This is a genomic window from Cohnella sp. GbtcB17 (assembly GCF_019091135.1).
In the GTDB taxonomy this organism is placed as follows: domain Bacteria; phylum Bacillota; class Bacilli; order Paenibacillales; family Paenibacillaceae; genus Cohnella.
The window spans coordinates 1-23,426 of sequence record NZ_JAGXJW010000014.1 but is presented as its reverse complement, the minus strand read 5'-3'; the positions used below and the strand labels follow the sequence as shown (position 1 = coordinate 23,426).

The 23,426-nt window shown below is 53.9% G+C and carries 23 protein-coding genes; 5 read left to right on the top strand and 18 right to left on the bottom strand.

Features of this window, described 5'->3' with window-relative positions; genetic code table 11:
• Positions 1–9 precede the first annotated feature (9 nt).
• Complete coding sequence (locus KVT38_RS09740; RefSeq protein WP_368859078.1) at positions 10–717, top strand: response regulator transcription factor; 708 nt, start codon at positions 10–12, stop codon at positions 715–717.
• Between the two features lie 64 nt (positions 718–781).
• On the opposite strand, the gene KVT38_RS09735 is transcribed toward KVT38_RS09740, so the two are convergent.
• The 7 genes from KVT38_RS09735 to KVT38_RS09705 all read right to left on the bottom strand — a co-directional run bounded on the left by KVT38_RS09735 (position 782) and on the right by KVT38_RS09705 (position 4,966).
• Positions 782–1,198 (bottom strand): hypothetical protein, encoded by a 417-nt coding sequence (locus tag KVT38_RS09735; protein ID WP_217593514.1) that lies wholly within the window; start codon positions 1,196–1,198, stop codon positions 782–784.
• A complete protein-coding gene (locus tag KVT38_RS09730) occupies positions 1,195–1,404 on the bottom strand; it encodes a hypothetical protein (RefSeq protein ID WP_217593513.1) in 210 nt (69 codons plus the stop codon). Before KVT38_RS09730 ends, KVT38_RS09735 begins: the two co-directional genes overlap by 4 nt.
• Before the next feature lie 205 nt (positions 1,405–1,609).
• Positions 1,610–2,014 (bottom strand): type II toxin-antitoxin system VapC family toxin, encoded by a 405-nt coding sequence (locus KVT38_RS09725; RefSeq protein WP_217593512.1) that lies wholly within the window; start codon positions 2,012–2,014, stop codon positions 1,610–1,612.
• Positions 2,011–2,247, bottom strand: a complete 237-nt coding sequence (locus tag KVT38_RS09720) for a hypothetical protein (protein WP_217593511.1) — start codon at positions 2,245–2,247, stop codon at positions 2,011–2,013. Before KVT38_RS09720 ends, KVT38_RS09725 begins: the two co-directional genes overlap by 4 nt.
• Before the next feature lie 174 nt (positions 2,248–2,421).
• Positions 2,422–2,988 (bottom strand): SF0329 family protein, encoded by a 567-nt coding sequence (locus KVT38_RS09715; RefSeq protein ID WP_217593510.1) that lies wholly within the window; start codon positions 2,986–2,988, stop codon positions 2,422–2,424.
• Positions 2,989–3,017: 29 nt separating this feature from the next.
• Positions 3,018–4,007, bottom strand: coding sequence for a tRNA dihydrouridine synthase (locus KVT38_RS09710; RefSeq protein ID WP_217593509.1), 990 nt, complete (start codon positions 4,005–4,007; stop codon positions 3,018–3,020).
• Positions 4,008–4,213: 206 nt separating this feature from the next.
• A complete protein-coding gene (locus tag KVT38_RS09705; protein ID WP_217593508.1) occupies positions 4,214–4,966 on the bottom strand; it encodes an SDR family oxidoreductase in 753 nt (250 codons plus the stop codon).
• 408 nt (positions 4,967–5,374) lie between these two features.
• Here KVT38_RS09705 and KVT38_RS09700 point away from each other — a divergent pair, with 408 nt between their 5' ends.
• Positions 5,375–5,890: a thioredoxin domain-containing protein gene (locus KVT38_RS09700; RefSeq protein WP_217593507.1), complete on the top strand. Its 516-nt coding sequence runs from the start codon at positions 5,375–5,377 to the stop codon at positions 5,888–5,890.
• Positions 5,891–6,029: 139 nt separating this feature from the next.
• Here the strand turns inward: KVT38_RS09700 and KVT38_RS09695 are convergent, their stop codons facing one another.
• Positions 6,030–9,245 (bottom strand): NHL domain-containing protein, encoded by a 3,216-nt coding sequence (locus tag KVT38_RS09695; protein WP_217593506.1) that lies wholly within the window; start codon positions 9,243–9,245, stop codon positions 6,030–6,032.
• A gap of 253 nt (positions 9,246–9,498) precedes the next feature.
• On the opposite strand from KVT38_RS09695, the gene KVT38_RS09690 reads away from it, so the two are divergent.
• A complete protein-coding gene (locus KVT38_RS09690) occupies positions 9,499–10,128 on the top strand; it encodes a TetR/AcrR family transcriptional regulator (RefSeq protein ID WP_217593505.1) in 630 nt (209 codons plus the stop codon).
• Positions 10,129–10,166: 38 nt separating this feature from the next.
• Here KVT38_RS09690 and KVT38_RS09685 read toward each other — a convergent pair whose 3' ends face one another.
• The 4 genes from KVT38_RS09685 to KVT38_RS09670 form a co-directional block, all read right to left on the bottom strand.
• On the bottom strand, positions 10,167–10,820 hold the full coding sequence (locus KVT38_RS09685) for an ABC-2 transporter permease (RefSeq protein ID WP_217593504.1): 654 nt from the start codon (positions 10,818–10,820) through the stop codon (positions 10,167–10,169).
• Positions 10,821–11,681 carry an ABC transporter ATP-binding protein gene (locus tag KVT38_RS09680; protein ID WP_254639112.1) on the bottom strand — a complete coding sequence of 287 codons (861 nt, stop codon included), beginning with the start codon at positions 11,679–11,681 and terminating at the stop codon, positions 10,821–10,823. It lies immediately after the preceding gene.
• Positions 11,678–12,058 carry a GntR family transcriptional regulator gene (locus KVT38_RS09675; protein ID WP_217593503.1) on the bottom strand — a complete coding sequence of 127 codons (381 nt, stop codon included), beginning with the start codon at positions 12,056–12,058 and terminating at the stop codon, positions 11,678–11,680. The genes KVT38_RS09680 and KVT38_RS09675 overlap by 4 nt, the downstream gene beginning before the upstream one ends.
• 246 nt (positions 12,059–12,304) lie before the next feature.
• Positions 12,305–12,604, bottom strand: coding sequence for a hypothetical protein (locus tag KVT38_RS09670; RefSeq protein ID WP_217593502.1), 300 nt, complete (start codon positions 12,602–12,604; stop codon positions 12,305–12,307).
• Between the two features lie 450 nt (positions 12,605–13,054).
• Between KVT38_RS09670 and KVT38_RS09665 the strand changes: the two genes are divergently transcribed.
• Positions 13,055–13,399: a helix-turn-helix domain-containing protein gene (locus KVT38_RS09665; RefSeq protein ID WP_217593501.1), complete on the top strand. Its 345-nt coding sequence runs from the start codon at positions 13,055–13,057 to the stop codon at positions 13,397–13,399.
• A 498-nt stretch (positions 13,400–13,897) separates the two neighbouring features.
• On the opposite strand, the gene KVT38_RS09660 is transcribed toward KVT38_RS09665, so the two are convergent.
• The 6 genes from KVT38_RS09660 to KVT38_RS09635 form a co-directional block, all read right to left on the bottom strand.
• Positions 13,898–14,488 (bottom strand): ATPase, encoded by a 591-nt coding sequence (locus KVT38_RS09660; RefSeq protein WP_217593500.1) that lies wholly within the window; start codon positions 14,486–14,488, stop codon positions 13,898–13,900.
• The gene (locus KVT38_RS09655) at positions 14,481–14,657 is read right to left on the bottom strand and encodes a hypothetical protein (RefSeq protein ID WP_217593499.1); all 177 of its coding nucleotides are present in this window, start codon (positions 14,655–14,657) and stop codon (positions 14,481–14,483) included. Before KVT38_RS09655 ends, KVT38_RS09660 begins: the two co-directional genes overlap by 8 nt.
• Positions 14,658–14,771: 114 nt before the next feature.
• Positions 14,772–16,649: a 23S rRNA (uracil(1939)-C(5))-methyltransferase RlmD gene (gene rlmD / locus KVT38_RS09650; protein ID WP_254639111.1), complete on the bottom strand. Its 1,878-nt coding sequence runs from the start codon at positions 16,647–16,649 to the stop codon at positions 14,772–14,774.
• A 132-nt stretch (positions 16,650–16,781) separates the two neighbouring features.
• The gene (locus KVT38_RS09645) at positions 16,782–17,696 is read right to left on the bottom strand and encodes a diacylglycerol kinase (protein WP_217593498.1); all 915 of its coding nucleotides are present in this window, start codon (positions 17,694–17,696) and stop codon (positions 16,782–16,784) included.
• Between the two features lie 201 nt (positions 17,697–17,897).
• Positions 17,898–18,755 carry a sirohydrochlorin chelatase gene (locus KVT38_RS09640; RefSeq protein ID WP_217593591.1) on the bottom strand — a complete coding sequence of 286 codons (858 nt, stop codon included), beginning with the start codon at positions 18,753–18,755 and terminating at the stop codon, positions 17,898–17,900.
• Between the two features lie 94 nt (positions 18,756–18,849).
• A complete protein-coding gene (locus tag KVT38_RS09635; RefSeq protein WP_217593497.1) occupies positions 18,850–20,211 on the bottom strand; it encodes a hypothetical protein in 1,362 nt (453 codons plus the stop codon).
• Between the two features lie 630 nt (positions 20,212–20,841).
• Between KVT38_RS09635 and KVT38_RS09630 the strand changes: the two genes are divergently transcribed.
• Positions 20,842–23,178: a helix-turn-helix domain-containing protein gene (locus tag KVT38_RS09630; RefSeq protein ID WP_217593496.1), complete on the top strand. Its 2,337-nt coding sequence runs from the start codon at positions 20,842–20,844 to the stop codon at positions 23,176–23,178.
• Positions 23,179–23,426: the final 248 nt, after the last annotated feature.

Here is a 23,426-nt window from a genome sequence, read left to right as displayed (position 1 = left end):
GGTGACGATGTGGCGGACACGCACAAAATCATGATGGTCGATGACGATCCCCATATTTGCGAGATCGTTCAGGTGTATTGCGAGCGGGAAGGGTTCCTATCCGCCTACAGTCATAGCGGGACGGAAGCCATGAAGCTGCTGGCTTCTTTCGAGCCGGATTTGATTGTACTGGATGTCCTGCTGGCTAATGAAAACGGCCTCGACTGGTGCAGGCACGCACGCAGCTACACGAATGCGCCGATCGTGTTTCTGAGCAGCCGCGAGGAAGACGAGGTGAAGATCAGCGCCTTATCCGATGGCGGCGACGATTATGTGACCAAGCCGTTCAGCCCGGGCGTACTTATGGCCAAGATCAAGGCTCACTTGCGCAGAGTGTCGACGGGCAGAAGAGAACAACTGCTGGAGCTGCCGGGTCTGACGCTGGATTACTACGCGCAGTCCGTCAACCTGGGCGGCAACGCCCTCTTTTTATCGAAAAAAGAGTTTAGTCTGCTCTCCTATATGGCGCAAAACGCGAATCGCGTCGTCGCTGCCGATACGTTGTTCCAGCTCATCTGGGGAACGGAGAGTCTGGAGGATACGCGAACGGTCGCCGTACACATCAGTAATTTACGCAAAAAAATCGAGGCCGACCCCGCCAATCCCGAGAGGATCGTGACGATTCGAGGGGCCGGCTATATGCTGGTTGCCAGAAGTGTGTTGCAAGCGCGCACATAGCGCGCAACCTGTGGCATGCACAGTCGAGGTTGGGCGTAGATACTAACAAGTTAAAGCCCTGGCGTTATTCGCCGGGGCTTCTCTTTTTATAACCCTTCGAAAGATCCGGATACTTGACCTCGATCGGCAGCCGCGGAATCTGTACCTTAATGATGAGGTCCGAGTAATCCTCCACTCTCTCCGTCATGTATGCGCGTAACGTGGCCCTCTCGATCTCGTATAACCCGCGCCGGCCAGCTACAGCATATGTAAAAATTAATTTTAGCCCGGAGCGCTCCGGCGTATCCTTGATCCAGATGCGGCGCTCCTTAAGTCTGCCCATTGATCGTTCCAGTTCTCCTTGTAAGAAACTGCCCACAAGCTTAGTAATAGCCGCTCGTGTGCCAGTTGCCTCTTCATGCTGCTTGCGCGCCAACTCCATAAGCGTCATGATCTCGACATGATGTTGGATCAGCTGCATATCCTCTGCTTGTGCGCTCATGAGATGTCACGACCCTGGATCGGCAGCGGCCGGCATGCTAAGATGCGATCGGCGTGAAGACTGCGCGCCGCGTGCTTAGACAGGTCGTAGGCAGATACCTTATTGTCGGTCACTGCAATCACCTTAACCGGGCGTTGCGTAAAATTGCCTTGCCGATCTTCATAAATCATCATAATTTCTCGGCTTATATATTTCGTGACGTCCATTCTGACCGCCTCCATATAGAACGTATGTTCTTATATTACCCGGAACATTGGATTTTATTCAATAGGAGGCGGATTCCATATGGGTTGAAAACGTTCCGAATCAGGACGACGCGGATTGACAGTGCCCGTGTAGATCGAAGTGCGGCTCCCTTAAGTGATATTAAAAAACTGTCTCTCCAACTTATGGTAGAAGAGACGGTTTATCTTATTTTGAATCTATATTAAATCGCGGAATGGCCAATTCTTGCTCGACAAAGTTCATATCTGAATCTCTAGAAACTAAAGTAAGTTCATGAATTGACGCCGTCGCAATAATAAGAGCATCCGGCGTTTTCAAATTACGCCCCTTACGTTTAAGGTCCCTACGAAGCGTTCCAGCCAATTTTGCAATTTCTGATGTAGCATCTATACATCTTTTTGATGTAAACAGCTTTTCTGCACGCAGTTGTTCCTCGTGTTTTAACCCTGCAAATACCTCAGAAATTGTAATTGCCGAAAAATAAATCGGCATTTTGTCACGGGAGGCCTGTTGAACAAAATCGATTACATTACTCTCATTCATAAGAATCGCAATCGCAATATTCGTGTCCAGGAGATACCCTCTACTCATGCATTCCATTCCTCACGCGATTGGCCCACTTCTTTAAGAAGCTCTTTCCCTCGTTCAGGCGTTAAAGTGCCTGCTGCTTCCAAAAGATCATCAACTGAATAGTCGTCTTCTTGAGCTTCCACAGTTTGCTTTTCAAGGTCAATTAATACACGAGGGTTATTTATGTTGAGTTTTTGAAGTATGGATTTTATCGTACTCGTGGCTTGTGAATCCATTTTTTTGAGGATCATCATGATCCCTCCATTGTCACTCGATAACACATTATAACACAGGGGGAGGCAATCATTAATAACCTCCGGCTTACTGCAAATTCTATATTACTTTAGTTGTCGAAAAAAATGCTTTAATTCTGTCCGCAATTGCCTTTCAGACCACGAGGTATGATCAATCGCGTGTTTCATCCTTCATCACGCACTACGCCTCAGCTCATAAAAATACTGCACAATCGGATGCTTGAACTTCATCTGCCCAGCCATGTTTAAAACCCGCTTTTTCCCGACTCTTCTGTCCACCAGAGCCAGAATATTCAATACAATATCATCGCTCTCTATGCTTTCCTCTATAGAAGTTGATACATACTGATTAGCCACGGCGATAAAATTCGATTTACTTAACGAAACCTGTGCTGACAAAAGCGCTTTGGCATGCTCCGTACTTTTTCTGCTTCTGGCCATGACGATTAAACGATCTTCCGGCACGGTCCCCTTTGTATTTTTTCTGATCGCTTCAATGTCTTCTTTGCTGATCGGAATTTGGATATCCGGGTCGTTCTTAATTTCCAGCTCCGTTTGATACCATCTGATCGCGTTCGTTTTATCATTCATATTGAGAATATTCTTTTTATCTACCGTAATATAACAAACGCCCGGTTTATCGGGTAAATAACGATAACCCTGCGCGCGGTATTCTACTCTATGATTTAACGCAGGACTGAGAAAGCCCTCCAGTTGCTGCTTTAATTTGCTCCAGGACAAGTGGCCTCCCCCCTCTCCAATCGCCGATCCTAGTTCCCACGTTCCTCGGTCTCATCATGCACCTTGCTTTCAAAATCGCCAAGCAGCGCGCGCACTTCACTCGTTGACTTTGCGTTCATTAGATTATTTCTTAATTCGCCAGCACCCCGGAATCCGCGGACATATATTTTGAAGAAACGGACAAGTGCACTGAACGAACGGGGTGCCAGTCCTGAATATTGATCGTGGAGATCCAGGTGCAGCCGCAGCAAATCCAGCAATTCCTCACTGCTGTGCGCCTTCGGCTCCTTCTCGAAAGCAAACGGATTATGAAAAATACCGCGCCCGATCATAATGCCGTCCACGCCGTATTGTTCAGCGAGCTTAAGGCCGGTCTGGCGGTCAGGGATATCCCCATTAATGGTCAATAGGGTATCCGGTGCCACTTCATCCCGAAGCTTCTTAATCTCCGGGATCAGTTCCCAGTGCGCGTCTACTTTACTCATTTCCTCTCTCGTACGCAGATGGATGGACAGATTCACGATGTCTTGCTTCAAAATATGGGTTAACCAGCCGCGCCACTCGTCGACTTCGCTGAAACCGAGCCTCGTTTTTACGCTGACGGGCAGTCCCCCGGCTTTGGCCGCTTGGATAATATCCGCCGCGATCTCAGGACGACAGATCAGGCCGCTTCCCTTCCCGTTCTCAGCCACATTCGCTACAGGACAACCCATATTGATATCAATGCCTTTGAATCCCTCATTCGCCATACCGATGCTCATTTGACGGAAGTATTCAGGCTTGTCTCCCCAGATATGAGCGACGATGGGCTGTTCATCCTCCGTAAAAGTCAAACGCCCGCGCACGGAATGGTTCCCCTCAGGGTGACAATAGCTCTCCGTATTCGCAAACTCCGTAAAAAACACATCCGGTCTGGCTGCTTCGCTCACGACATGGCGAAAAACAACATCCGTCACATCTTCCATGGGCGCCAGTATAAAAAAAGGGCGTGGAAGATCACGCCAGAAATGGTTTGTCATATCCAAAACCTCTCTAAAGTTATCAGGACTCTGTCGAAATCGTCTCGCAGCCGACGCATCGGCTCCTTAAACATTATAAACCGGAACCGCCTATACGGAGAGAGCAAAATAAATGTAAAAATCGCCCTTGTCCGGCTGACTGAGCCAGACAAAGGCGATTGCAAGCCCGGGAACGCACCTTGTCGGTCACGCGCCCGCTGGAGGCATTAATCCATTTGGATGCCGCCGTTCACTTTCATGCAGCTGCCGGTGACAAACCTGCTCTCCTCGCCGGCAAAAAAGGTGATCGCCCCCGCCAGGTCATCCGGCAAAGCTACCCGCTGCATCGGAGTCATCGCCGTAATCTGCTGCTTGACCGCTTCCGGGGTTACGCTTGACGCTTCCGTTTCGACCAGTCCGGGTGAAACGATGTTGGCGGTCACCCCATAAGGCGCGCTCTCCAGCGCCACATACTTGACGAACGCTTCAAGCGCCGCCTTGGCCGAGCCGTGTGCGGCCATATAAGGCACCGGGGTGTCGGCCGCATTGCTGGAAATGTAAATCATTCTTCCGTATTTCCGTTCGATCATGGCAGGCAATACGGCTTGCGTCAATGTAAAAGCGGCCTTCATCTCGTCGTTCAACTTCTGTGCTAACTCTTCCCATTGCATCCCCAATACCGGCTTCATAACAAAAGACATATGCGCATTGTTCACCAGAATGTCGATGCCGCCCCATGCTGCCCGAATGGAATCCAGTGCTTCCCTTACTTGTTCGGGATCGCGCACGTCCGCTTTGGCGAGCGCCGCCTCTCCCCCGGCTTGCCGGATCTGATCCACGACAGCTTGCGCCGACTCCGCCTGGCGCACATAATTTACGGCAACCTTAGCCCCAAGCCTGGCCAGCTCCAGCGCTGCAGCCGCACCGATTCCGCGGCCACCTCCCGATACGAATGCAACTTTGCCATGTAATCGATTCATACAGTTCCCTCCAAATTGTGTGATAAAGAATGTTTGTCGAACCTTTAACCTAAAGAGATGTCACGTCCCATCAATGTTGGCAAGCTCGCGCCTTCAACAATGATCCAATACCCAGTTGCCAGATCCGGCAGAGATTCCTATCTTTTGATATTACGTTGTTTGACTCATGTCGAGTAGTGACAGCGGTCATCACTTTCGTCACATAATCCATCCAGTATGCAAGAAAAAGGTACAGCCTCCTCCAATCAAGAGGATCTGTACCTTTTGGTCAAAGCGGCGGGTTGCTCAGATGATTAAACCAGAAGACGGGTATACAACAGAATGATGATATAATCGTGGCAAGCCAGCAATTTTAGCCATGACTACGAGTCCATCATTCCAGGTAGCATCAAGCAAAGGGGATTGAACATGACACGAGTTATCGAAAATGCATTTTTAAGCTATGGCAAGGAAGATGCACCTGTAAAAGTAGAAGTGTTCTTAAATTTGGCGTGCCCGTATTGCGCAACGTTCTTTCAAGCTGCCGATGAAACATTGCCTTCTTATATCGAGAACGGACAAGTTCAATATGTGGTTAAACACTATGACAAACCGCGCGAAATGCTTTTATACGGCACACTGGCGAACGCCTTTTTAGACTATAAAGATCCGGAGCGCATCTACGAGCTAATGAAGGATTTATTTGCCAAACAAAGCCAGTGGAGCGAATCCGACAGCCATTCGATTAAAAAAATGTTAACCGAAGAATATGGGCTACAGGAACAACCCGATAACATCGACTTAAGTTTAAGCATTATTGCAGAAGCGATTAAACGTCATGTGAAGATGGTGCCGACCGTATTCATTAACGGCAAAGAGATCCAATACCCGGATGAAATCGATGCAAACGGATTAATTAAGGAAGTCGAACAAGCTTTGGCCTAAGAGATTCTGTATGGCGAAAAATGAGTGTGGAATAAGAACCCCCGAAACCGTATTCGGTTCGGGGGCTGTTTACGGTGGACGTCTCGTGCGTTGTTCAACCGGAGACGGGGCATTAGCCCCGCCGTCCTATAAAATTTGCTTACGGTTCCGGAATGTACTTCTCCGTGCCGTCCTGCTGCTTCTCGTAGGAATGGTCCATGGATGCTTCCTGGATATAGCCGTATGCCCAGTGATCCGGCGTGACGTCCGGCCATTGCTGCGGCGCTCCGCTCAGCGGCCCGCGGCCCAGAAGCCTGTCGAGCATCGCGATCGCCTCGGCGCGGGTCAGCTTCGTATTCGGGCGGAACGTGCCGTCCTCATACCCGTATACGATCCCTGCCGCGTTCGCTTGCTCGATGACGGCTTGCGCCCAGCTTCCTTCGGTATCGGTAAATTCCGCGCTTGCTCCCGTCGCTTTGGGCAGCAACGGGGCGATCGCGCTCGCCATCTCCGCCCGCGTGATCGTCGCGTCCGGCTTGAAGCTGCCGTCGGGATATCCAATCATGAAGCTCATGCCGGAGGCGCGGTCGATGTACGCCTTGGCCCAATGTCCTTCCTCCACGTCCGGGAACTCTCCGGGCGCCGCGTCCTCATCCCGGTCGAACATCCTGACCAGCATCGCGGCGACTTCCGCCCGCGTTACGTTCCGGTTCGGAGCGAACTTCCCGTCGGCATAACCGTTCACAAACGCCTGATGCTCCGGATTCATCCAACGGATGACCGTAAACGTGCCCGTCTTGCCGGCGGAGACGGGAAAGCGGATCCCAAGCCGATCTTCACCGTCATAGGGGACGATGCTTCCTCTCTCCAGCTTTTTGGTACCGTCGTCATACAACGCGAAAACCGCGACGCTCTTCAGCTGTTCGTCGCTGAGCGGCGCATCGGTCAGCGGCAGAATCGCCTCGTATCCATCGCCGGTCGCGTTCGATCCGATCGTCATCGGACGACCGACGGTTTCGGCCGCCCCGCCTCTTGCGACTTCGAGTACGAGCGGGTCCGTCGTTGCCAGCCTTTCGATCGATGCGACGTCCTCATCCCGGGCCGGTTCGATGCGGAAACGAAGCTCGTCCGTCCCCCCTTCGAATGTTGTATACGGAATGACGACACGCGCCCGCGTCGCGGAAATCTCCATCCGGATCTTGCTTTCGGACAGCAATTCGAGCGAAGCTTTCGGGAACTTCGCAATTATATTTGCGTCCCTTTCCTGGGCATCCGTAATCAGCATTTTCGCATAATCGGACTGGAGCGTCTTCAGCCTGTCGACTGCACGGGTCGCCTGATCTTGTGTCAGTTCGACTTCTGCTTGCCGGCGTCCGTCGGCATAGGATGAACGCCAAATGTATGCGGCCGATATCATGGAACCTCTGTTGCCGTCTACGACTTGAACCGTAGGCCGTTCGTATTCGTAGTCCGGCGTCGGAGGCGCTTGCGGCGCGCGCGGCGTCACGAGCGCCTCGTTCGAAAATCCGCTGTCTCCTGCGGCGTTGTGCGCCTTCACTGCGAAATAATAAGTCGTATCGTTGACAAGGTCCGTCGCCGTATAGGTCACTCCCGTCACCGTGGTCAACGGCAAGGGAGCGTACACACCGGGTGCAGTGCCGATAAAAAGGCTGTAAGAGTCGGCTGACGCGACGCTGTCCCAGGCCAAAGACGCTTGGCCGTCTCCGGGAGTAGCCCTGAGGTTGGCGGGAGCGTTGGGCGGATTCAGACTCAGGCTCCATTGGGCGTAGACGGTCACATTTCCGCTAACGACAGTTGTCGCATCGAAGCTGCTCCCGCTGCCATCCGGCAACGTATTCCATCCCGCGAACGTATAGCCCGGACGGGTCGGCGGTGCGGGAAGTGCTGCCACCGTCCCGCCGGCCGTTACGTTCCAGGACGTGGGGGTCGCCTCCGTATTCCCGCCGTTCTTATCGAACGTGACCGTGTAAGAAGGAAGGCTCCACTGGGCGTAAACGGTCACATTGCCGCTCACGACAGTCGTCGCGTCGAAGACGGTTCCACCGCCGTTCTGCAACGTATTCCAACCCGCGAACGTATAGCCGGGACGGGTCGGCGGCGCGGGGAGTGCTGCCACCGTCTCGCCGTCCGTCACGTTCAAGGTCGCAGGGCTCGCCTCCGTATCCCCGCCGTTCTTATCGAACGTGACCGTGTGGGTCATCGCTTCGAGCTTTTTGATCTTGTAGTTGCCGTAATCCGATACATACAGATTTCCGCCAAGATCGAGGTCGATCCCGAGCGGGGTTCTCAATTGCGCCAATTTCGCCGGGCCGCCGTTCCCGGAATCCCCAAATGTGCCGTTCCCGGCAATGGTCGTGATGATGCCTGCCGTACTTATTTTCCGAATGACGTGATTGTTGAGCTCCGCAACATACAGCGTTCCGTTGTCGTCTACGGTTAGTCCGTTCGGCCACCACATTTTGGCCGCCGTCGCCGGGCCGCCGACGCCGGAATAGCCCTGAGCGCCCGTGCCGGCCACCGTACTGATGTTCCCGGACGAATCCACTTTGCGCACCCGATTGTTATTTCGCTCTGCGATATACATATTTCCGTCGCCGTCAAAGTCGATGGAATACGGCGTATTCAACTTCGCCAAAGTCGCCGGGCCGCCGTCGCCCGAGAAACCGGCAGCTCCCGTACCGGCTACCGTGGTGATGATGCCGGTCGTTTTATCCACCTTCCGAACGACATGATTAAATATCTCTGTGAAATACAAATTGCCGGCGCTATCCACGGCTACGTCCATTGGACCGTCCAGCAGGGCCGAAGTCGCTGGGCCGCCGTCGCCGGAATAGCCCTGAGCGCCCGTGCCTGGGCCGGCAACCGTGCTGATTATTCCATTCGTATCCACCTTCCGTACGATTTCGTAGCCGATTTCCGCAAAGTACATATTCCCGTCGCCGTCGACGGCTACCGATGTCGGGTATCGCAGCAGAGCCGAAGTCGCCGGACCGCCGTCCCCCGCATGGCCTTCAAAGCCTGGAATTCCCGCTACAGTCGTCATGATTCCCGACGTATCCACTTTCCGAATCACGTGATTGCCGTAATCCGGAATATACAGATTTCCGGCGGCGTCTACGGCAATATGGTACACCATGTTGATTTGGGCAGAATCTGCCGGCCCTCCGTCTCCGGAGAAGCCCCCCGTACCGGTTCCGACGATCGTGTTTATCGTATAGTTCTCCGCCGCATAAGCGCGGCCTCCCCAGTCGGCCGGCAGCAGGAGAACCATGCCGTTCAGCAACATGACCGCTAACGCGATATGGAGCAGCTTGACTGCTCGTCCCTTCCATGTTTGCATACTGGCTCTGCTCATCATACATCCTCCATTCCATTACGCATGATAGGGGGCTTAGCATTCGCTTGGATTTGACGTAGATCTGGTTCAAGTGTTAGTCCGGTCTTGGCTCCCACCCAACTATAGATTTATAATTTAATGAACACCTAATAGATTATTATGCTGCGGGGCGAGCAAGGCTTCAATGAGCAAAAATGGCGGATGTGTCGGTTAATGAACACGTCTGGTCAACGTGTCGATTAAAATTTTTGGGGGAAATCGGGGGATTCGGATGAACGGGAACACGACGGATCTGCGGGTGATCCGCAGCAATCAGGCGATCCGTGAAGCGCTGGTGGAATTGATCGAAGAGAAGGGGTTCGAAGCGCTGACGGTCAAAGATATTACGACGCGGGCCAGAATCAACCGCGGCACGTTCTATGCGCATTATCAGGACAAGTACGACTTGATGGACAAGTGCGAAGAAGAGATCATGGTCCGGCTGTCCGCACTTGTGAAGCAGACGGTCCCATCGGTGACATCGGAGATGCGGCATGCGCCGCCCCACTTGGCGATTTACCCGCTGGTTGTAGCCATCTTCACGTTTCTGAACGAGCACAGCCGATTCATGAAAGCGGCATTGGGACCGAAAGGAGACATGACGTTCCAGACCAGGTTTAAAGATTTTTTTCGGGAGACGATGCTGGGGAAAAGTCCGGACGTGCTGATCAATGAGGAAGAATGTCTCGTTCCGGCAAAGTATTTTACTACATACGTGGGATCGGCGCACATCGGCGTGGTTCAACAATGGCTGGAGAGCGGCATGCAAGAGTCGCCCGAGGAAATGGCGCGCATCCTGGCAACCATTCTGGTGCACGGTCCGTTGTATGCGGCAGGCTTGAAGAAGGTGCCCGGATCCTGAACCGCCCGTTGCGCTACGGTGCAACAGTTCTCCTCCGATTATAAATTTCTAGTCTTGTACACAGACATCGAGATGCACCAGGATAGAAGCAATAAAATCAAACCAATACCTAGCGCCCACAGCAGATCGGATATGTTATTCGAATGGAGCAAAATGCGAAGTGACGAACCTATGCTTACATTTGTCCATTCCAAAATTCGTATCGCCAACAATCCGACGCCTCCGACCGAGAAGATCACAATTAGGTCGAGCACTTGTACAAGCCGAGAACCTGTTGCGAAAAAGAGCGGAAAATAGATGGCGTAAAATACGAAAAGGATCAGAATGGTCAGAATCGTTGACTGCGTACTGAACCAAGGCAATTCCTGTGCAGGCAAGACAATCCCGGCCAACCAGCTCCACAATAAAGTAAGCAAGAACGAAATGCCCATAAACATGACAATTCCCACATACTTGGCAGTCACAATATCGCTTCTTCGCAATGGGAATGAAGCGAGCATACGGCTATTATTGTTTTTCTCATCCGACTTGCTCGCGACCACAATCAGGAAATGACTGAAGATCGCTGCGGGGACGGATAGAGGCAAGCCTTCGAATGCACCGAGAATAAAAAAGAAAAAGCCGACAAACACGAACCCGAGCGCGATAAATTTCATTTGAATTCGAATATCTTTCACAAGTAGTTGAACCATCTATTTCTCCTCCCTCGTGTAGAAAAGGATATCGTCCAGGGAAGGCATCTCTACAGTCACCTGGTTGCCAAAGACGTCTTCGGAATAGCTTTCTTTTGCGATTAGCCCTTCAAATCCCAAAGCATTCTGTTGTTTGCCCGAAAAGGTGTTCTCTAAGCGATTTAATCTCAGCCATTCTATAGGTCCCTTAACCAGCACATACGAATCAATCAGATCTTCTTTGCTTCCGCAATATTTCAATTGCCCATTGCGAATATAAACAATATAATCGGCAATGCGCTCCAAATCCGTGCTGATATGGGTAGAGAAAAGAACGGAACGCGTACCTTCCTGAATATATTCGCTTAGAATGGATAGCACCTCTCTTCGGAATACCGGGTCAAGACCCGATGTCGGCTCATCCATGATTAGCAAATCAGGCTCATGGGCTAATGCAGTGGCTAACGCAAATTTAGTTTTCATCCCTTTGGATAAATCGCGAATTTTTCGCCGTGAAGGCAGTTGAAAATCATCTAAATACTTCCGAAACACCGATTCATTCCAAGTCGGATAGAACGAGGATACGATTTTCTTCATCTCATTGACAGTCAGATGATTATAGAAGAAATCCTCATCATATACGAAGCCGATTCGCCGTTTAATGTCCCGTTCCTGATTGTGATATGATTGATCGAATACGAGCACCTCTCCGAAATCAGGTCGAATCAGATTCATGATGGAACGAATCATCGTTGTTTTGCCCGATCCGTTCGGACCGATCAATCCGGTAATATAGCCGCTTTGAATAGGAAAGTTCAGATTCTGAAGGGTAAACGCTCCGTTACGTTTAGAGAATTGGCGGAACTCAATGACATTCATCATTCGTTCTCCTCCCCGTACAGGATGGTTACTAAATTCAAAAATTCTCGTTTTGTTAATCCAATACTGCGACTTTCTTTGATTGTTAATCGGACCTGGTCTTCCAAGGCACGGTATTTAATCTCCCGTATCGATTCTTTGTTGCCGCCGGAGACAAACGTCCCTTTTCCGGAAACGGAAGTTACCAGTCCGTCCTGTTCCAACTCGTCGTATGCTCGTTTCGTCGTGATCACGCTAATCTTCAGGTTTTGGGCAAGATTGCGAATAGACGGCAAAAGTTCTCCTTCATGAAGCTGCCCAGTCAAAATTTGATTTTTGATCTGTTCCTTTATTTGCAAATAAATCGGTTCTCCTGATGTTAGGGACACGGAGAGATGCATATTCTCCCTCCTTAAGTGTATATATCGTATATAAACAGTATATATGTACAATGAAGTGCTTTCAAGCCCCATCTTCACGGCCATAGGAAATACGTTCAGTATCTTCAGTAATAAAAAGAACGCCCCGCTTTAGGACGCTCTCTTGGATATTTTCGATTGAGTTAAAAATCATCGGATGGATCTGCCCGTGTTTAGGGTTATGTACATGCGAGGGCCAGGGAGAGGGACATCGTTATCAAGATCGCCTTATAAAATGGTGACGGCAGCAATATCCCTCCCAGCCCATAATTTGAAGCTGAATCCTCGTTCAAGTAAGTGCCATGGTGCCTCGTCTACGATAAAAACCACATCTGCATAGGTATGCGATTCATCCACCACTTCTGTAACACGAACCAAGACAGTCCACGCATCGCCATGAATGTTCTTGCCGACGACCTCTCCAAATATAACGACAATATCGCGAAGCCATTCGTTTAATGGAAACTTGCTCGGGTCTTTATCCTTATCCCATTCAATGATGGCTTTGCAAGGCTTTCTTTCCATCATATCCTCCCTATCATCCTCATCGTATAGACAAGACTGAATTAATCTTCCATAAACATAGAGTCGATTCTCTTACGACTTTTCCCTCCGATATCTCACTGTTTGTGTAGCCGCTTATCATATCCTGCTTGCTTGCGATGGAACTGAACGATTAACTCGTCTACCTTCCGACTTTGCGCCTGAACAGCCTCATTTTTGTACAACGGGATTCCTTGCTCTAACGATTGGCACCCAAGCTCGTTTAACTTTCGTTTCTCATCCTCATACTGATGAAGTAGGTGGAGCATGGGTTGGCCTCCTTATCTCCAATCTTTTGGATATTACCAATGTTCTTTGTAACTTATTAATCATTATACATTTGACTACTATTTGTATCAATTATTTAATTATGACTTCTTTAAAGTAATTTTTCGCAACTCCAATAACCTCTAAACTCATTATGAGGTGTACAACATGTCCGAAATTTTGAAAAACGTTGGCAAGCGTATCCGAGAAATTAGAAAAGCAAAAGGCTTATCCCAAACAGCCCTAGCCGAAAAATGTGGTTTTACCTTTTCGTACATTGGCGGCGTTGAAAGAGCTGAAAAAAACATCTCTCTAATCAACTTAGAAAAAATAGCAGTGTGCTTGGACGTAGGAGTACACCAGTTCTTTGTTTATTCTTATCAATATGAACAGCTGCCTGCTAATGAGAAGATTATTCAGGAAGTGGTTTCTATGCTGATCCAGCATGATGAAGGAACGATTGAAATGGCAAAGAACATATTGTCTGAAGTTTTAAAGCGTTCACGGCAGTAATGCTGAGGCGATTCAATTGATAATCGCCCTCCTTCCAATGCGTTTCCTTTTTACACCAAAAAATTAAAGGATTCTGGAAGTTTGTCATACGTATAAAGCTCAACCTATCTTGCCCTAATGATCTTTTTAATCTCTGGGAAAATGTTTCGAAAACCCCCACTGATATTCACTTTATTCCAAAATAGGTATGATTTTAGATTGTATCATTTACTATATATATTTATAGAGGCATCGCGGCCACGCACTACGTTCTGAAGCTCAGACTACGGCCGACAAGCTCGACGGACTATTTTCTGCACATAAAAACAAGCACAAATATCAGAAGCTCGGGATCATTCCACCGGCGCCTTTCTTTAGTAAATCCAGAGTCGATTAAACAACATTTACTGCTATATATTCTACTTATTTACTTAATCAGGAATTTTTTCGGATTCTTTATCAATGACGAGAATTCTTACATACTAACAACTCTCAGGCTTCCCAACTACTTGGCTGCTTTTACGAATTTATTATCTTTTCCATAATGCATTCAGTCCATGGAGGGAGGGATTCCGATTGCGAGGTTATTAAACCGTTTGTTGCACTCAGAATAATTTCACCTTCTGTATGACTATTATCAATAACGATCAAATGGTTGATCAAATGAATGTGAGACAGTAGATTTTGAAGAGATGTTTGATGCCGTCTGATGATATCTTCAGAGGGAATGTGATGTCCGCCATTTTCCACTCGAATGGCTACCCGCTTGATATTCAAATGATAATCGCCCAGACCGACATAAAACATTGTAACCTCAAATCCGTTTGCCTTTGCATCAAGCATAAGGCGGATGGCATTTTTTCCAGCGAGTGTTGTTTCGACAGAGAAATCACGTTTGTTGTGAATACAATCTCTGGCCAGTTTAATGGCGTCTTTCCCTGCAGATACTTTACGGCTTTCAGGGTGAACAGGATCTATTCCCCGTGCAAGAGCATCCGGATCTATGTTAACACTGATTCCAAGCCGATCAACGATCAAGTTTCTAATCGTGCTTTTTCCACTTCCATTATTTCCTGCAAACACATACATGATCGGTGCCAACTCATGCATGAGGGACATCCTCGTCGGAAACGGGAACAACATCACCGTTGTAGTATTCTTTTACGATTTGACCATCTTTTGTCTTATATACAATATATGTCCCGTTGGCTTTGGCATCCAATTTTGCCCGATCGCCCGTAAGTCTAATTAGTTTTTGCAGATCTTTTATTTGATTCATGTAACTCACCATCCCGTTACATCAGTCTCATTTGAGTTTGATTATAGCACAGCTAAAACCTTAATTTAGTAAAAAGGTCTTCTTGTTTGATGAGTAACTTATGGAGTCATCCTATCACCTTGTTCTGATTAACCGCGACACGCACTCTACATGGGTGGTGTGGGGGAACATATCCACCGGCTGCACTTCCACTGTCCGATAGCCGCCATCCTCAAGCACACGTAGATCACGCGCCAGCGTGGCCGGATCGCAGGATACATAGACGATGCGCGCCGGACGAAGCTCCAGCATCGTAGCAAGCAGCGCCGGATCGCAGCCCTTCCGCGGCGGGTCAACGACGATGACGTCGGGGGCGACGCCTTCGGCTTGCCACTGCGGCATGATGACTTCGGCCGGGCCGACGGCGAATTCGGCGTTGTTTATGTGGTTGAGCAGCGCGTTGCGGCGGGCGTCTTCGATGGCTTCGGGGATGATCTCGACGCCATAGACTCGACGAGCGTGACGGGCGAGGAAAAGGGTGATCGTGCCGATGCCGCAGTAGGCGTCGATGACGGTCTCTTCGCCTGTGAGGCCGGCGTAGTCGACTGCTGTCCGGTAGAGGCGCTCGGTCTGGGTCGGGTTGACCTGGAAAAAGGAGCGCGCGGAAATGGCGAAGGTGATGCCGCCGATCTCGTCGTAGATGACGTCGTTGCCCCAGAGGACGCGGGTCTCTTCGCCGAATACCTGGGAGGTCGAGCTGGTGTTGATGTTCTGGCAGATGCTCGCGACGCCGGGGACGCCCTCGCGGATGAGCCCGCAGAGCTCGTCGGCATGCGGCAGGTCGCGGCCGTTAGTGATGAGGACGACCATGCGCTGGCCGGTCGCTTCGGCATGACGGACGACGACATGGCGAAGCAGGCCGCGCCCCGTGGTGCGGTCAAAAGCGGAGTAGCCGAGAGACCGGGCGATGCGCTTGACGGCGCGCACGGTCTCTTCGTTTTGCTCCTGCTGAATGAGGCAGGCCTCCATGTCTACGACTTGGTGGCTGCCCTGCTCGAAGAAGCCGCCGATGAGTCCATGGCCGCCGACGCCGGCCGCCATGGGAACCTGCGCCTTGTTGCGGTAGCGCCAAGGCTCGTCCATCCCTATAACGGGATGGACGACGACCGGCGCGCGCCCCGCATCGGGCGCGATCTCGCGGCCGCCCGCTTCGCCGGCGGCCTCCTCCAGCGGCGACACCGGCAGCTTGCCGATGCGCGCCAGCACGCCCGCGACGTGCTCCCGCTTCCAGCGGAGCTGCGCCGCGTAGCCCCAATGCTGCAGCTGGCAGCCGCCGCAAGCCTCATAGATCTCGCACGGCGCCGCGATGCGGTCCGGGCTCGCCGCCACAAGCGCCGCCATGCGCGCGCGGCCAAACGACTTGCCGATGCTCTGCACCTCGGCCTGCACCCGGTCGCCCGGCACGGCGCCCGACACAAACAGGGTGTAGCCCTCCACCCGGCCCACACCCTGTCCCTCATGCGTCATCCCGACGATGTCGATGACGACAGAATCGCCGACCGCGACCGGCACGCCCGCGATCCGGCGCGGCGCTTCGCCCTGGCGGCGATCCCGCGCGCCGGCACTACGCGCATGCTGCGGCTGACCCTGCGGCCGTCCGCCACTCGAATGCTCGCCCTGGCGGCGATCCCGCGGCCGCGCACCGCCGCCGCTATCAGCACTCGGAGCTCCGCGGCCGCCATCGGCGCCGCGCCCGCGCGATTCCGCGCGCACCGCCGCTCCGCTCGACTGCCCCCGCTCCTGCTGGCCGCCGCTCGCCCGACCGCGATCACCCGCACCGCCGGGCGTTTGCCGCCCTTCTTTCCCGACGCCGCCTACAGACCTGCCGCCTTGGTCCGCCGCTCGGCCTGACGCCTGCCGCCCTTCTTTCCCGCCGCCGTCCATAGACCTGCCGCTGCCTCGATTCGCCGCGCCGCCCCGCGAGCCGCCGCCGCGCTTGCCCTTGTCACTCATGCTGTCCAGCCCCGTTCATAGGTTCCGCTTCTATATAAAGAGATACATGCCCGTCGGAAATAATTCTGCTTTTACAGCCATCCGAATTCATTTTCCCCAAGCCAATCAATCATACTTCGTCCCGCTGACCCGTCAGTGATACTTGGTCTCCCCCAGCTCGTCCATAATGATCCGCACATGCCCCGGCAGCATCGTGAACGTCCTTGCCATCTGCCCGCCGTATTCGCCGTCGAGATTCATGTCCAGATCCGCGTCCGACTCGACCGTCACCCGGTTCGTCTGAAACATCGTAATGTGCGAATCCTGCAAATGCTCTCCCCGCATGGCCAGCGTCGCGATACGGATGAATTCGCCGAGGTTGCACTTGCGCATGAGAAGCACGTCGAACATGCCGTCGCTTGCCGAGGCGTTCGGCGCGAGCTTCTCGAAGCCGCCGACGGAGTTGCTGTTGGCGATCAGCATGAGCATGTACTCGTCCTCGAACTCGCCGACGCCGTCCATCGAGATCTTCATATGAAAGGAACGCAGCCGCGCGATCTTCTCGAATCCCCGTATGTAATAGGCTAGATTCCCGATCATCGTCTTAAGCTTGCTTGGCACTTCGTAGGAGAGCTCTGTCAGCGAGCCGCCGCCCGCGATATTAATGAAGTATTTGCCGTCGGCCTGACCGATGTCCACCGGCTTCGCGTAGCGCTTGACGATCAGGTCGCACGCCTCGTCCCACTTCTTCGGGATACCGTGCGCTCTGGCAAAATCGTTGGTCGTCCCCACCGGCAGAATGCCAATGACGGGACGCCGTTCGTGAGGGGCGATGCCGCTGATGACCTCGTTCAGCGTGCCGTCGCCGCCGGCCGCGATGACGATGTCGAATCCCCGTTCCACCGCTTCGGAAGCGGCCTGGACGGCATCGCCTTCCGACTCCGTCGCGTGACAGGACGTCTCGATTCCGCCCCGCTCGAGCCGCTGCAGAATCTGCGGCAATCTCCGGCGCATCTCTTCGCGTCCCGAGGTCGGATTGTAGATCAACCGCGCTCTCACTATATCCAAGCTGAATCCCCTCTTCTATCGCTCTCTATCCGTTCCGATTCAAGTCTTTACTTATTCATGCTACTGAATCGTCATGCCAATGTCAACGCGGTGGGCGGGCGGCGCGCAGCCTCGGACAGAACTTACGCCAGCTTGACATCAAACGGCAAAAACCCCCGCTTTTCTTATCAAGCGGAGGCTTCGATTCGTTCTATTTTTCAGTCAAACTTCAAGCCGTTCGGCGCGGCGCGAGAGCCAACCCCGGACTCTGCCGGCGATCCATTCGCTGACGAGCGGATGCGGCAGCAGCGCGTTCTCGGCATAATCGATATCCAGTCCCGCGAGCCGATTCGGCACGGCCGTCGAGGTGAAGTACCCTTCGCTCAGAAAAACGGGAACAGCCAACAGCCGCGCATCGGGATACCGCGCGCGCAAGCTCGCGATCCGCGCCGCCGGCTCGTTCGGCCGCAGCAGCGCCGCGTCCGCGCCGGCATATCCGCCGATGCGCGCGAGCTCCGCCGCCAGCCCCTCAAGCTCCCTGCGCCACGCTTCATAAAACCACGGCTCTTCGCTCCCATGGCCCACGAGCAGCACGCACTCCGACGCCGGCTCGCGCGACCGCAGGGCCAGCTTGTCCGCCAGCACGCGCGCGATCTCGGGATCGCTGCCGATCGGCTCGCCATAGGTGAGACGCGCCGTGACGGCGATCGGCTCCAGATCCGTTTCGCGCCGCGGCTCCGCGTATGCGCCGAGCGCCCAGCCGATCTCGTCGACATGCGTACTGCCCGACGAGACGAACAGCGGCAGCGCGTAAATGTCGGTCACGCCTCGCGCCTCCAGCGCGCGCACGCCGTCTTGGATCAGCCGGCCTTCGACCAGTTCAAGGTAAGCGGCCTGGACCGGCAGGTCCGCGGGCAGCTTTGCTCTCGCCTCGGCAACCGCGTCTTCCACCTGCGCGACCCAACCCGGCTCGCGCGAGCCGTGACTGATGACGAGGATGCCCGGCCCGCCGCCGCCGGGTCCTTCCTTCCCACCGCGTCCCGCCTGCTCTTTCTCATTTCCTCCGACGAGCTCCTGCATCACGCTCCGCACCTCCGGCTAGACACTATTTCCCTTCATGCTATCCAACACCGTGAACGGTGTCAACGAAGAGAGAGCGCGGCACCGGAGCGCCTTACTTTTCTTCAAACCTATCCTCAAACCCAATATACTGCGGCGGCTTCTCGAATTCGCTGCCTTCGAGCCCGCCGTTGTCGTAGATCGCGAGCTTCCACGCGCCTTCCGGAATGGCCGTGCCGGACGGGATCTCGAAGTAGCGGTTCTCGCCCATGACGGTGTCAAGCGTATCGCCTACCGGCTGCTGCCATTCGTCGACGAAGTGGAGCGTGGCCCCATAATCGGGGAAACGCGGCATCACGTAGACGGTGCCGCCAATCTCGCCTTTTGCATTGTCGGTATCTACGAAGAGCGGATCGGGATCTCCGCCGACCGGTATGGATGCGGCTGCGGACTGTCCCTCGTCGCGAATGGCCACGACGTTGATATTGGCGACGCCCTCCAGCTTGAATTCGGGCAGCGTCACGCTGATTGCTCTGCCGTCGAATGGATAGTCGTTCGTCACGTCGACGAGCGACTGGATCGGCTTGCCCGCTTCGTCGGCGCCGTATACGACATAGCTTACAGTCGTGGAGCTTTTCGCGTCGTACCAGCTCAGCTCGCCGGAAACGCGCGTTTTGCCGCCGGACAGGACAGGCTTGAAGTGAATATCAGACACAGGCGCACTGGCAGAATTTACATTTTCCGAATCGATCCAGCTCGGTGCCTCGTCGCGAATATCGTCGTAGGTCTGCACTCGCGCGCTCGCCGTATAATCGAATACGCCGCCCTTGCGATAAGGAACGACCGTCACCTCGCCAAGGATATCGAGATTTTGCAAAGGCAACTTGTAGCGACCGGACGCCGACTTGGCTAACTTCTCTGTGCCGCCCGGATATTCAATCTGGTAGCCGTCGTAGGCCGTACCGTCCGCCGGATCGCTCCATGCGATCGAGGCCCAGGCGCCCGCGCCCGGATTGGCGTCTTTGTAGGTCAGCTCACCCACACGATAAGCAGGCTCGTCCAGCAGCTTCGCTGTCGCAATCGGTGCGGCCGCAGATTTACTCCGGTCCGCCGCATTGAAGAGGCCGAGCGCCGCGGCTTTCCCGGTTACCTTTGTGCCCTCGGGGATGACGATCGACTGGCGTTCCTCGACATATCTGCCGAGTGCCTTGCCGTAACGCTTCCCTTTATTATCCACCAGGTATGCCTCATAGCCCTGTGCGGGCTCGGCCCCCGTCGTGTTCCAATAAAAAATGCCGCCGATCTCCCCCGCCTCGGGATCCCGATCCTTAAAGGTGGCCGTGACCGAGGCAGACGCCTTTGCGTTACCCGTCGTTGCCGCTGCTGCAGCCTGCGCAGCGCCGGCAGGATGACCGATCGACCAGATGAATCCTATTCCGAAAAGAGCGACCCCAAGCGCGCGTAGTTGCCGATACATGAATGTCCTCCTTGATGAAAAATGTCAGACTCTTCACGTATTAAACCACTTTTTCCAGCTTCAAAACGGGCGATTCCGCGCAAAAAAGCAGCACTTGCCAAAGGGCAAGCGCGTCGCATCAAAATCGGACAAACCCGCATGCGGACGCAGACTGGGGCCACCCATCGCCTGGGATCGAACTTGCGATTCGCCTTCGCGACATTCCGAACTCACACGATCGTTCTCACCCAGGACTACCTCGCCACCACGACACAGCCAGCTCACACGATCGTTCTCACCCAGGACTACCTGACCTCCGCGACACTCCCGGCTCGCACGATTGTTCCTACCCAAGACTACTTAGCCTACGCGACACTCCGAACTCGCACGATTGTTCTCACCCAGAACTACCTGACCTCCGCGACACTCCCAGCCCGCACGATTGTTCCTACCTAAGACTAACTGGCCTTCACGACACTCCTCCGGCACCCTCCGCTGCATTTGAAATCGTTTCCTTTCCTTAAAGCCCGATTTATCGTTATAATGTTGAATATCGATTTATATCATTATAATGTTTGAGGACGAACGGAACCGAACGCCGATCCGGCGCCCGCGTCCCCGCGACGTTAAAATAAAATTGAAGCAGGAGCGATGCCGGTGTGGAATCCCGCGAATAAGCGAGCCTTCGTTTCTCGCATCCGTCTGAACTGGAGTCATTTCAAATCCAAGCTGCTCTTCAAGTACACGCTTTCTTATATCCTGATCTTCCTGATCCCGCTCACCGGCGTCACGGCCTCCGTCTACGAGAGTGCCGTTCGCAGTCTCCGTACCGAGATCGAGCAATCGAATCTGAACCAGCTCAACCAGGTGCAGCGCACTTTGGACGGCCGCATCGCCGAGCTGCAGGAGATCGCGGGACGCATTACGTACGACGAGCATCTGACCTCCTATATGGTGCATCACGACTATTACGGCATGGAAGCGATCCAGACGCTGGCGAACTACAAGGCGAGCAGCGGCATTTTGCAGGATCTCTTTTTGTACTTCCGCGACGACTCCGTCGTCTACTCCTACCGCGGACTGATGAATCTCGACGTTGCGTTCGGGAGCACGTACCAGTTCAGCCAAGCGAGCAGGCAGGAGCTGGCGCGCGAGATGAATACCGCCATCCAGCCGATCATGCGTCCCGCCGAGCAGGTCACGATCAACGCCCGGCAGGAATCGATGCTGACGCTGCTCGTGCCGATTAAGCCGAACAATCCGTTTCCGTACGGCACCGTCGTGTACCTGATGAAGGAATCCAATCTGACCGGGATGATGGCTTCGATTCTGAACGACTTTTCTGGGAGCAGCTACATCTTCGATGCGCAAGGCATCAAGCTGACAGGCACCAGCCGCGGCGAAACGATGGACCAGGCCGCCCTGAACCGTCTCGCGTCCTTGTCGACGGGCATTCACAGCCTGACGCTGGACGGCAAGCAGCAGTCTGTCGTGGCGGTGAAGTCCGAGACTAACGGCTGGACCTATGTGACGACGATGCCGAGCCACCAATTTTTCAGCCGGGTCGCGCATATCCGGTCGCTCATTCTGGTCGTCTTCTGCTTCGTCGGCCTGGTCGGCATCGCGGCGGCCATGGTACTGGCGAGACGGCAATATCACCCGATCAAAAATTTGATGGAATTCGTCAAGCTCAGAGGCACCGGCGCTGCCGAGACGACGGACACCCGCAACGAGTGGGACTGGATTCGCTCTACGATCCACGAGTACAGCGCGCGTGCGGACATGCAGCAGCCGTACGTGCGCAATCAGTGCCTGCTCCTGCTCTTGAAGCACGGCAAACCGGAGGATCCCGAGATCGAGCGGCTCGTGCAGAGCGCGGGCCTTGAGCTTGCGCCGGGGAAAAGCTTATGCTTCTCCGTCATCCTCACCTGGGAGGAGCTGCCTCCTTCCGGTTCCTCGCGTACGATCGTCGCGCAGCTGGCCGAGCGGTTCCGCGAGGCGAAGTTTCCGCAGTGGGGAGCCCGCGCCTACGGCGTGGATCTATCCCCGTCGGAGCGGTTCGCGCTGATGGTCTCCATGAGCGCCGAGGGCAATGAGCCGGTGCAAGCGCGCGTGGAGCAGGTCGTCGATGCCGTACTCGCGTATATCGGCGACGAGCTGCGGCAGCAGCTCTCGCTTGGGGTCGGCACGCCGTACGACAGCCTGGGCGAGCTGAACCAGTCGTACATCGAAGCGGCGACGGCGCTCCAGTTTCGCCTGATGGGCGAGCAGGGACGCGTCACCTACTTCGAGCGGCTGGCCCAACAGGAGCAAGCCTCCGGCGATGCTTACTGGCTGCCTAAGAAGTCGATGCTGAAGCTTGAGCAAAGCCTGAAGCAGGGCAACGAGGCGGTCGCCGCGCAAACGATTCATGGCCTCGTGGACGAGATCCGCGGCGTGAAGCTGTCCGTCTCCCTGCTCCGCTGCGTCTGCTTCGATCTGCTCAACGCCCTGCTGCGCACCGCCTCGGAGTACGGCATGACCGACGTGCTGAACGACATTCCCGGCTTCACGTCATTCGAGACGCTCGAGGAGCTTGAGAGCCAGCTAATCGCCCTATCGTCGCGAATCTGCCGTCAGGTGGAGCGCAATACCGAGACCGAGCAGCAGTCGCTCATCGAGAACATCGTCGAATACGTGGACAGCCAGTATGCCGACTATACGCTGAGCCTCGAGCATATCGCGCTCAAGTATTCTGTCTCCACCTCGTATCTGAGCCGCAGCTTCAAGGACAAGATGGGCATGACATTCTCCCAGTACATTTGGCGGCTCCGCACCGACGAGGTCATGCGCCAGCTCGTCACCACGAGCGCGCCGCTCAAGGAGATCATCGAACGCGTCGGCTACCTCGATGCGCCGAACTTCATCCGCAAGTTCAAGAACGAGACCGGCTACACCCCCGGCCAGTACCGCAAGCTATATGCGCAGGTGAACGTGCCTGCGGAGTAAACGCGTAGGCGGGTCGGCAGCTCTCTCCACCAAACCCGCGTTCGAAGACCAAAAAAGCCGGATTATCCGGCTCATTCAGCCTCGAACACACTCGTACTCCCAAACCCGGACCGGCTATCGCGCAAAAGTACACGATCGAAATCAGCACCCGCTCATCGTTTCGCCTACCGTGCAAAAGTGCACGGTTTTCTCTCGAAACACACCCGATCTCGCACAAAGAGGCGATCTATCGTGCACTTTTGCACGAT

Bases quoted from the DNA above. Each gene is read 5' to 3' on its own strand.
- KVT38_RS09730 (WP_217593513.1), bottom strand. From the start codon at position 1,404: ATGGACGTCACGAAATATATAAGCCGAGAAATTATGATGATTTATGAA.
- KVT38_RS09735 (WP_217593514.1), bottom strand. From the start codon at position 1,198: ATGAGCGCACAAGCAGAGGATATGCAGCTGATCCAACATCATGTCGAG.
- KVT38_RS09670 (WP_217593502.1), bottom strand. From the start codon at position 12,604: ATGATGGAAAGAAAGCCTTGCAAAGCCATCATTGAATGGGATAAGGAT.
- KVT38_RS09705 (WP_217593508.1), bottom strand. From the start codon at position 4,966: ATGAATCGATTACATGGCAAAGTTGCATTCGTATCGGGAGGTGGCCGC.
- KVT38_RS09725 (WP_217593512.1), bottom strand. From the start codon at position 2,014: ATGAGTAGAGGGTATCTCCTGGACACGAATATTGCGATTGCGATTCTT.
- KVT38_RS09655 (WP_217593499.1), bottom strand. From the start codon at position 14,657: ATGAATCAAATAAAAGATCTGCAAAAACTAATTAGACTTACGGGCGAT.
- KVT38_RS09675 (WP_217593503.1), bottom strand. From the start codon at position 12,058: ATGCATCTCTCCGTGTCCCTAACATCAGGAGAACCGATTTATTTGCAA.
- KVT38_RS09660 (WP_217593500.1), bottom strand. From the start codon at position 14,488: ATGCATGAGTTGGCACCGATCATGTATGTGTTTGCAGGAAATAATGGA.
- KVT38_RS09665 (WP_217593501.1), top strand. From the start codon at position 13,055: ATGTCCGAAATTTTGAAAAACGTTGGCAAGCGTATCCGAGAAATTAGA.
- KVT38_RS09695 (WP_217593506.1), bottom strand. From the start codon at position 9,245: ATGAGCAGAGCCAGTATGCAAACATGGAAGGGACGAGCAGTCAAGCTG.
- rlmD (WP_254639111.1), bottom strand. From the start codon at position 16,649: ATGAGTGACAAGGGCAAGCGCGGCGGCGGCTCGCGGGGCGGCGCGGCG.
- KVT38_RS09710 (WP_217593509.1), bottom strand. From the start codon at position 4,007: ATGACAAACCATTTCTGGCGTGATCTTCCACGCCCTTTTTTTATACTG.
- KVT38_RS09630 (WP_217593496.1), top strand. From the start codon at position 20,842: ATGCCGGTGTGGAATCCCGCGAATAAGCGAGCCTTCGTTTCTCGCATC.
- KVT38_RS09720 (WP_217593511.1), bottom strand. From the start codon at position 2,247: ATGATGATCCTCAAAAAAATGGATTCACAAGCCACGAGTACGATAAAA.
- KVT38_RS09690 (WP_217593505.1), top strand. From the start codon at position 9,499: ATGAACGGGAACACGACGGATCTGCGGGTGATCCGCAGCAATCAGGCG.
- KVT38_RS09640 (WP_217593591.1), bottom strand. From the start codon at position 18,755: ATGCAGGAGCTCGTCGGAGGAAATGAGAAAGAGCAGGCGGGACGCGGT.
- KVT38_RS09680 (WP_254639112.1), bottom strand. From the start codon at position 11,681: ATGATGAATGTCATTGAGTTCCGCCAATTCTCTAAACGTAACGGAGCG.
- KVT38_RS09685 (WP_217593504.1), bottom strand. From the start codon at position 10,820: ATGGTTCAACTACTTGTGAAAGATATTCGAATTCAAATGAAATTTATC.
- KVT38_RS09635 (WP_217593497.1), bottom strand. From the start codon at position 20,211: ATGTATCGGCAACTACGCGCGCTTGGGGTCGCTCTTTTCGGAATAGGA.
- KVT38_RS09700 (WP_217593507.1), top strand. From the start codon at position 5,375: ATGACACGAGTTATCGAAAATGCATTTTTAAGCTATGGCAAGGAAGAT.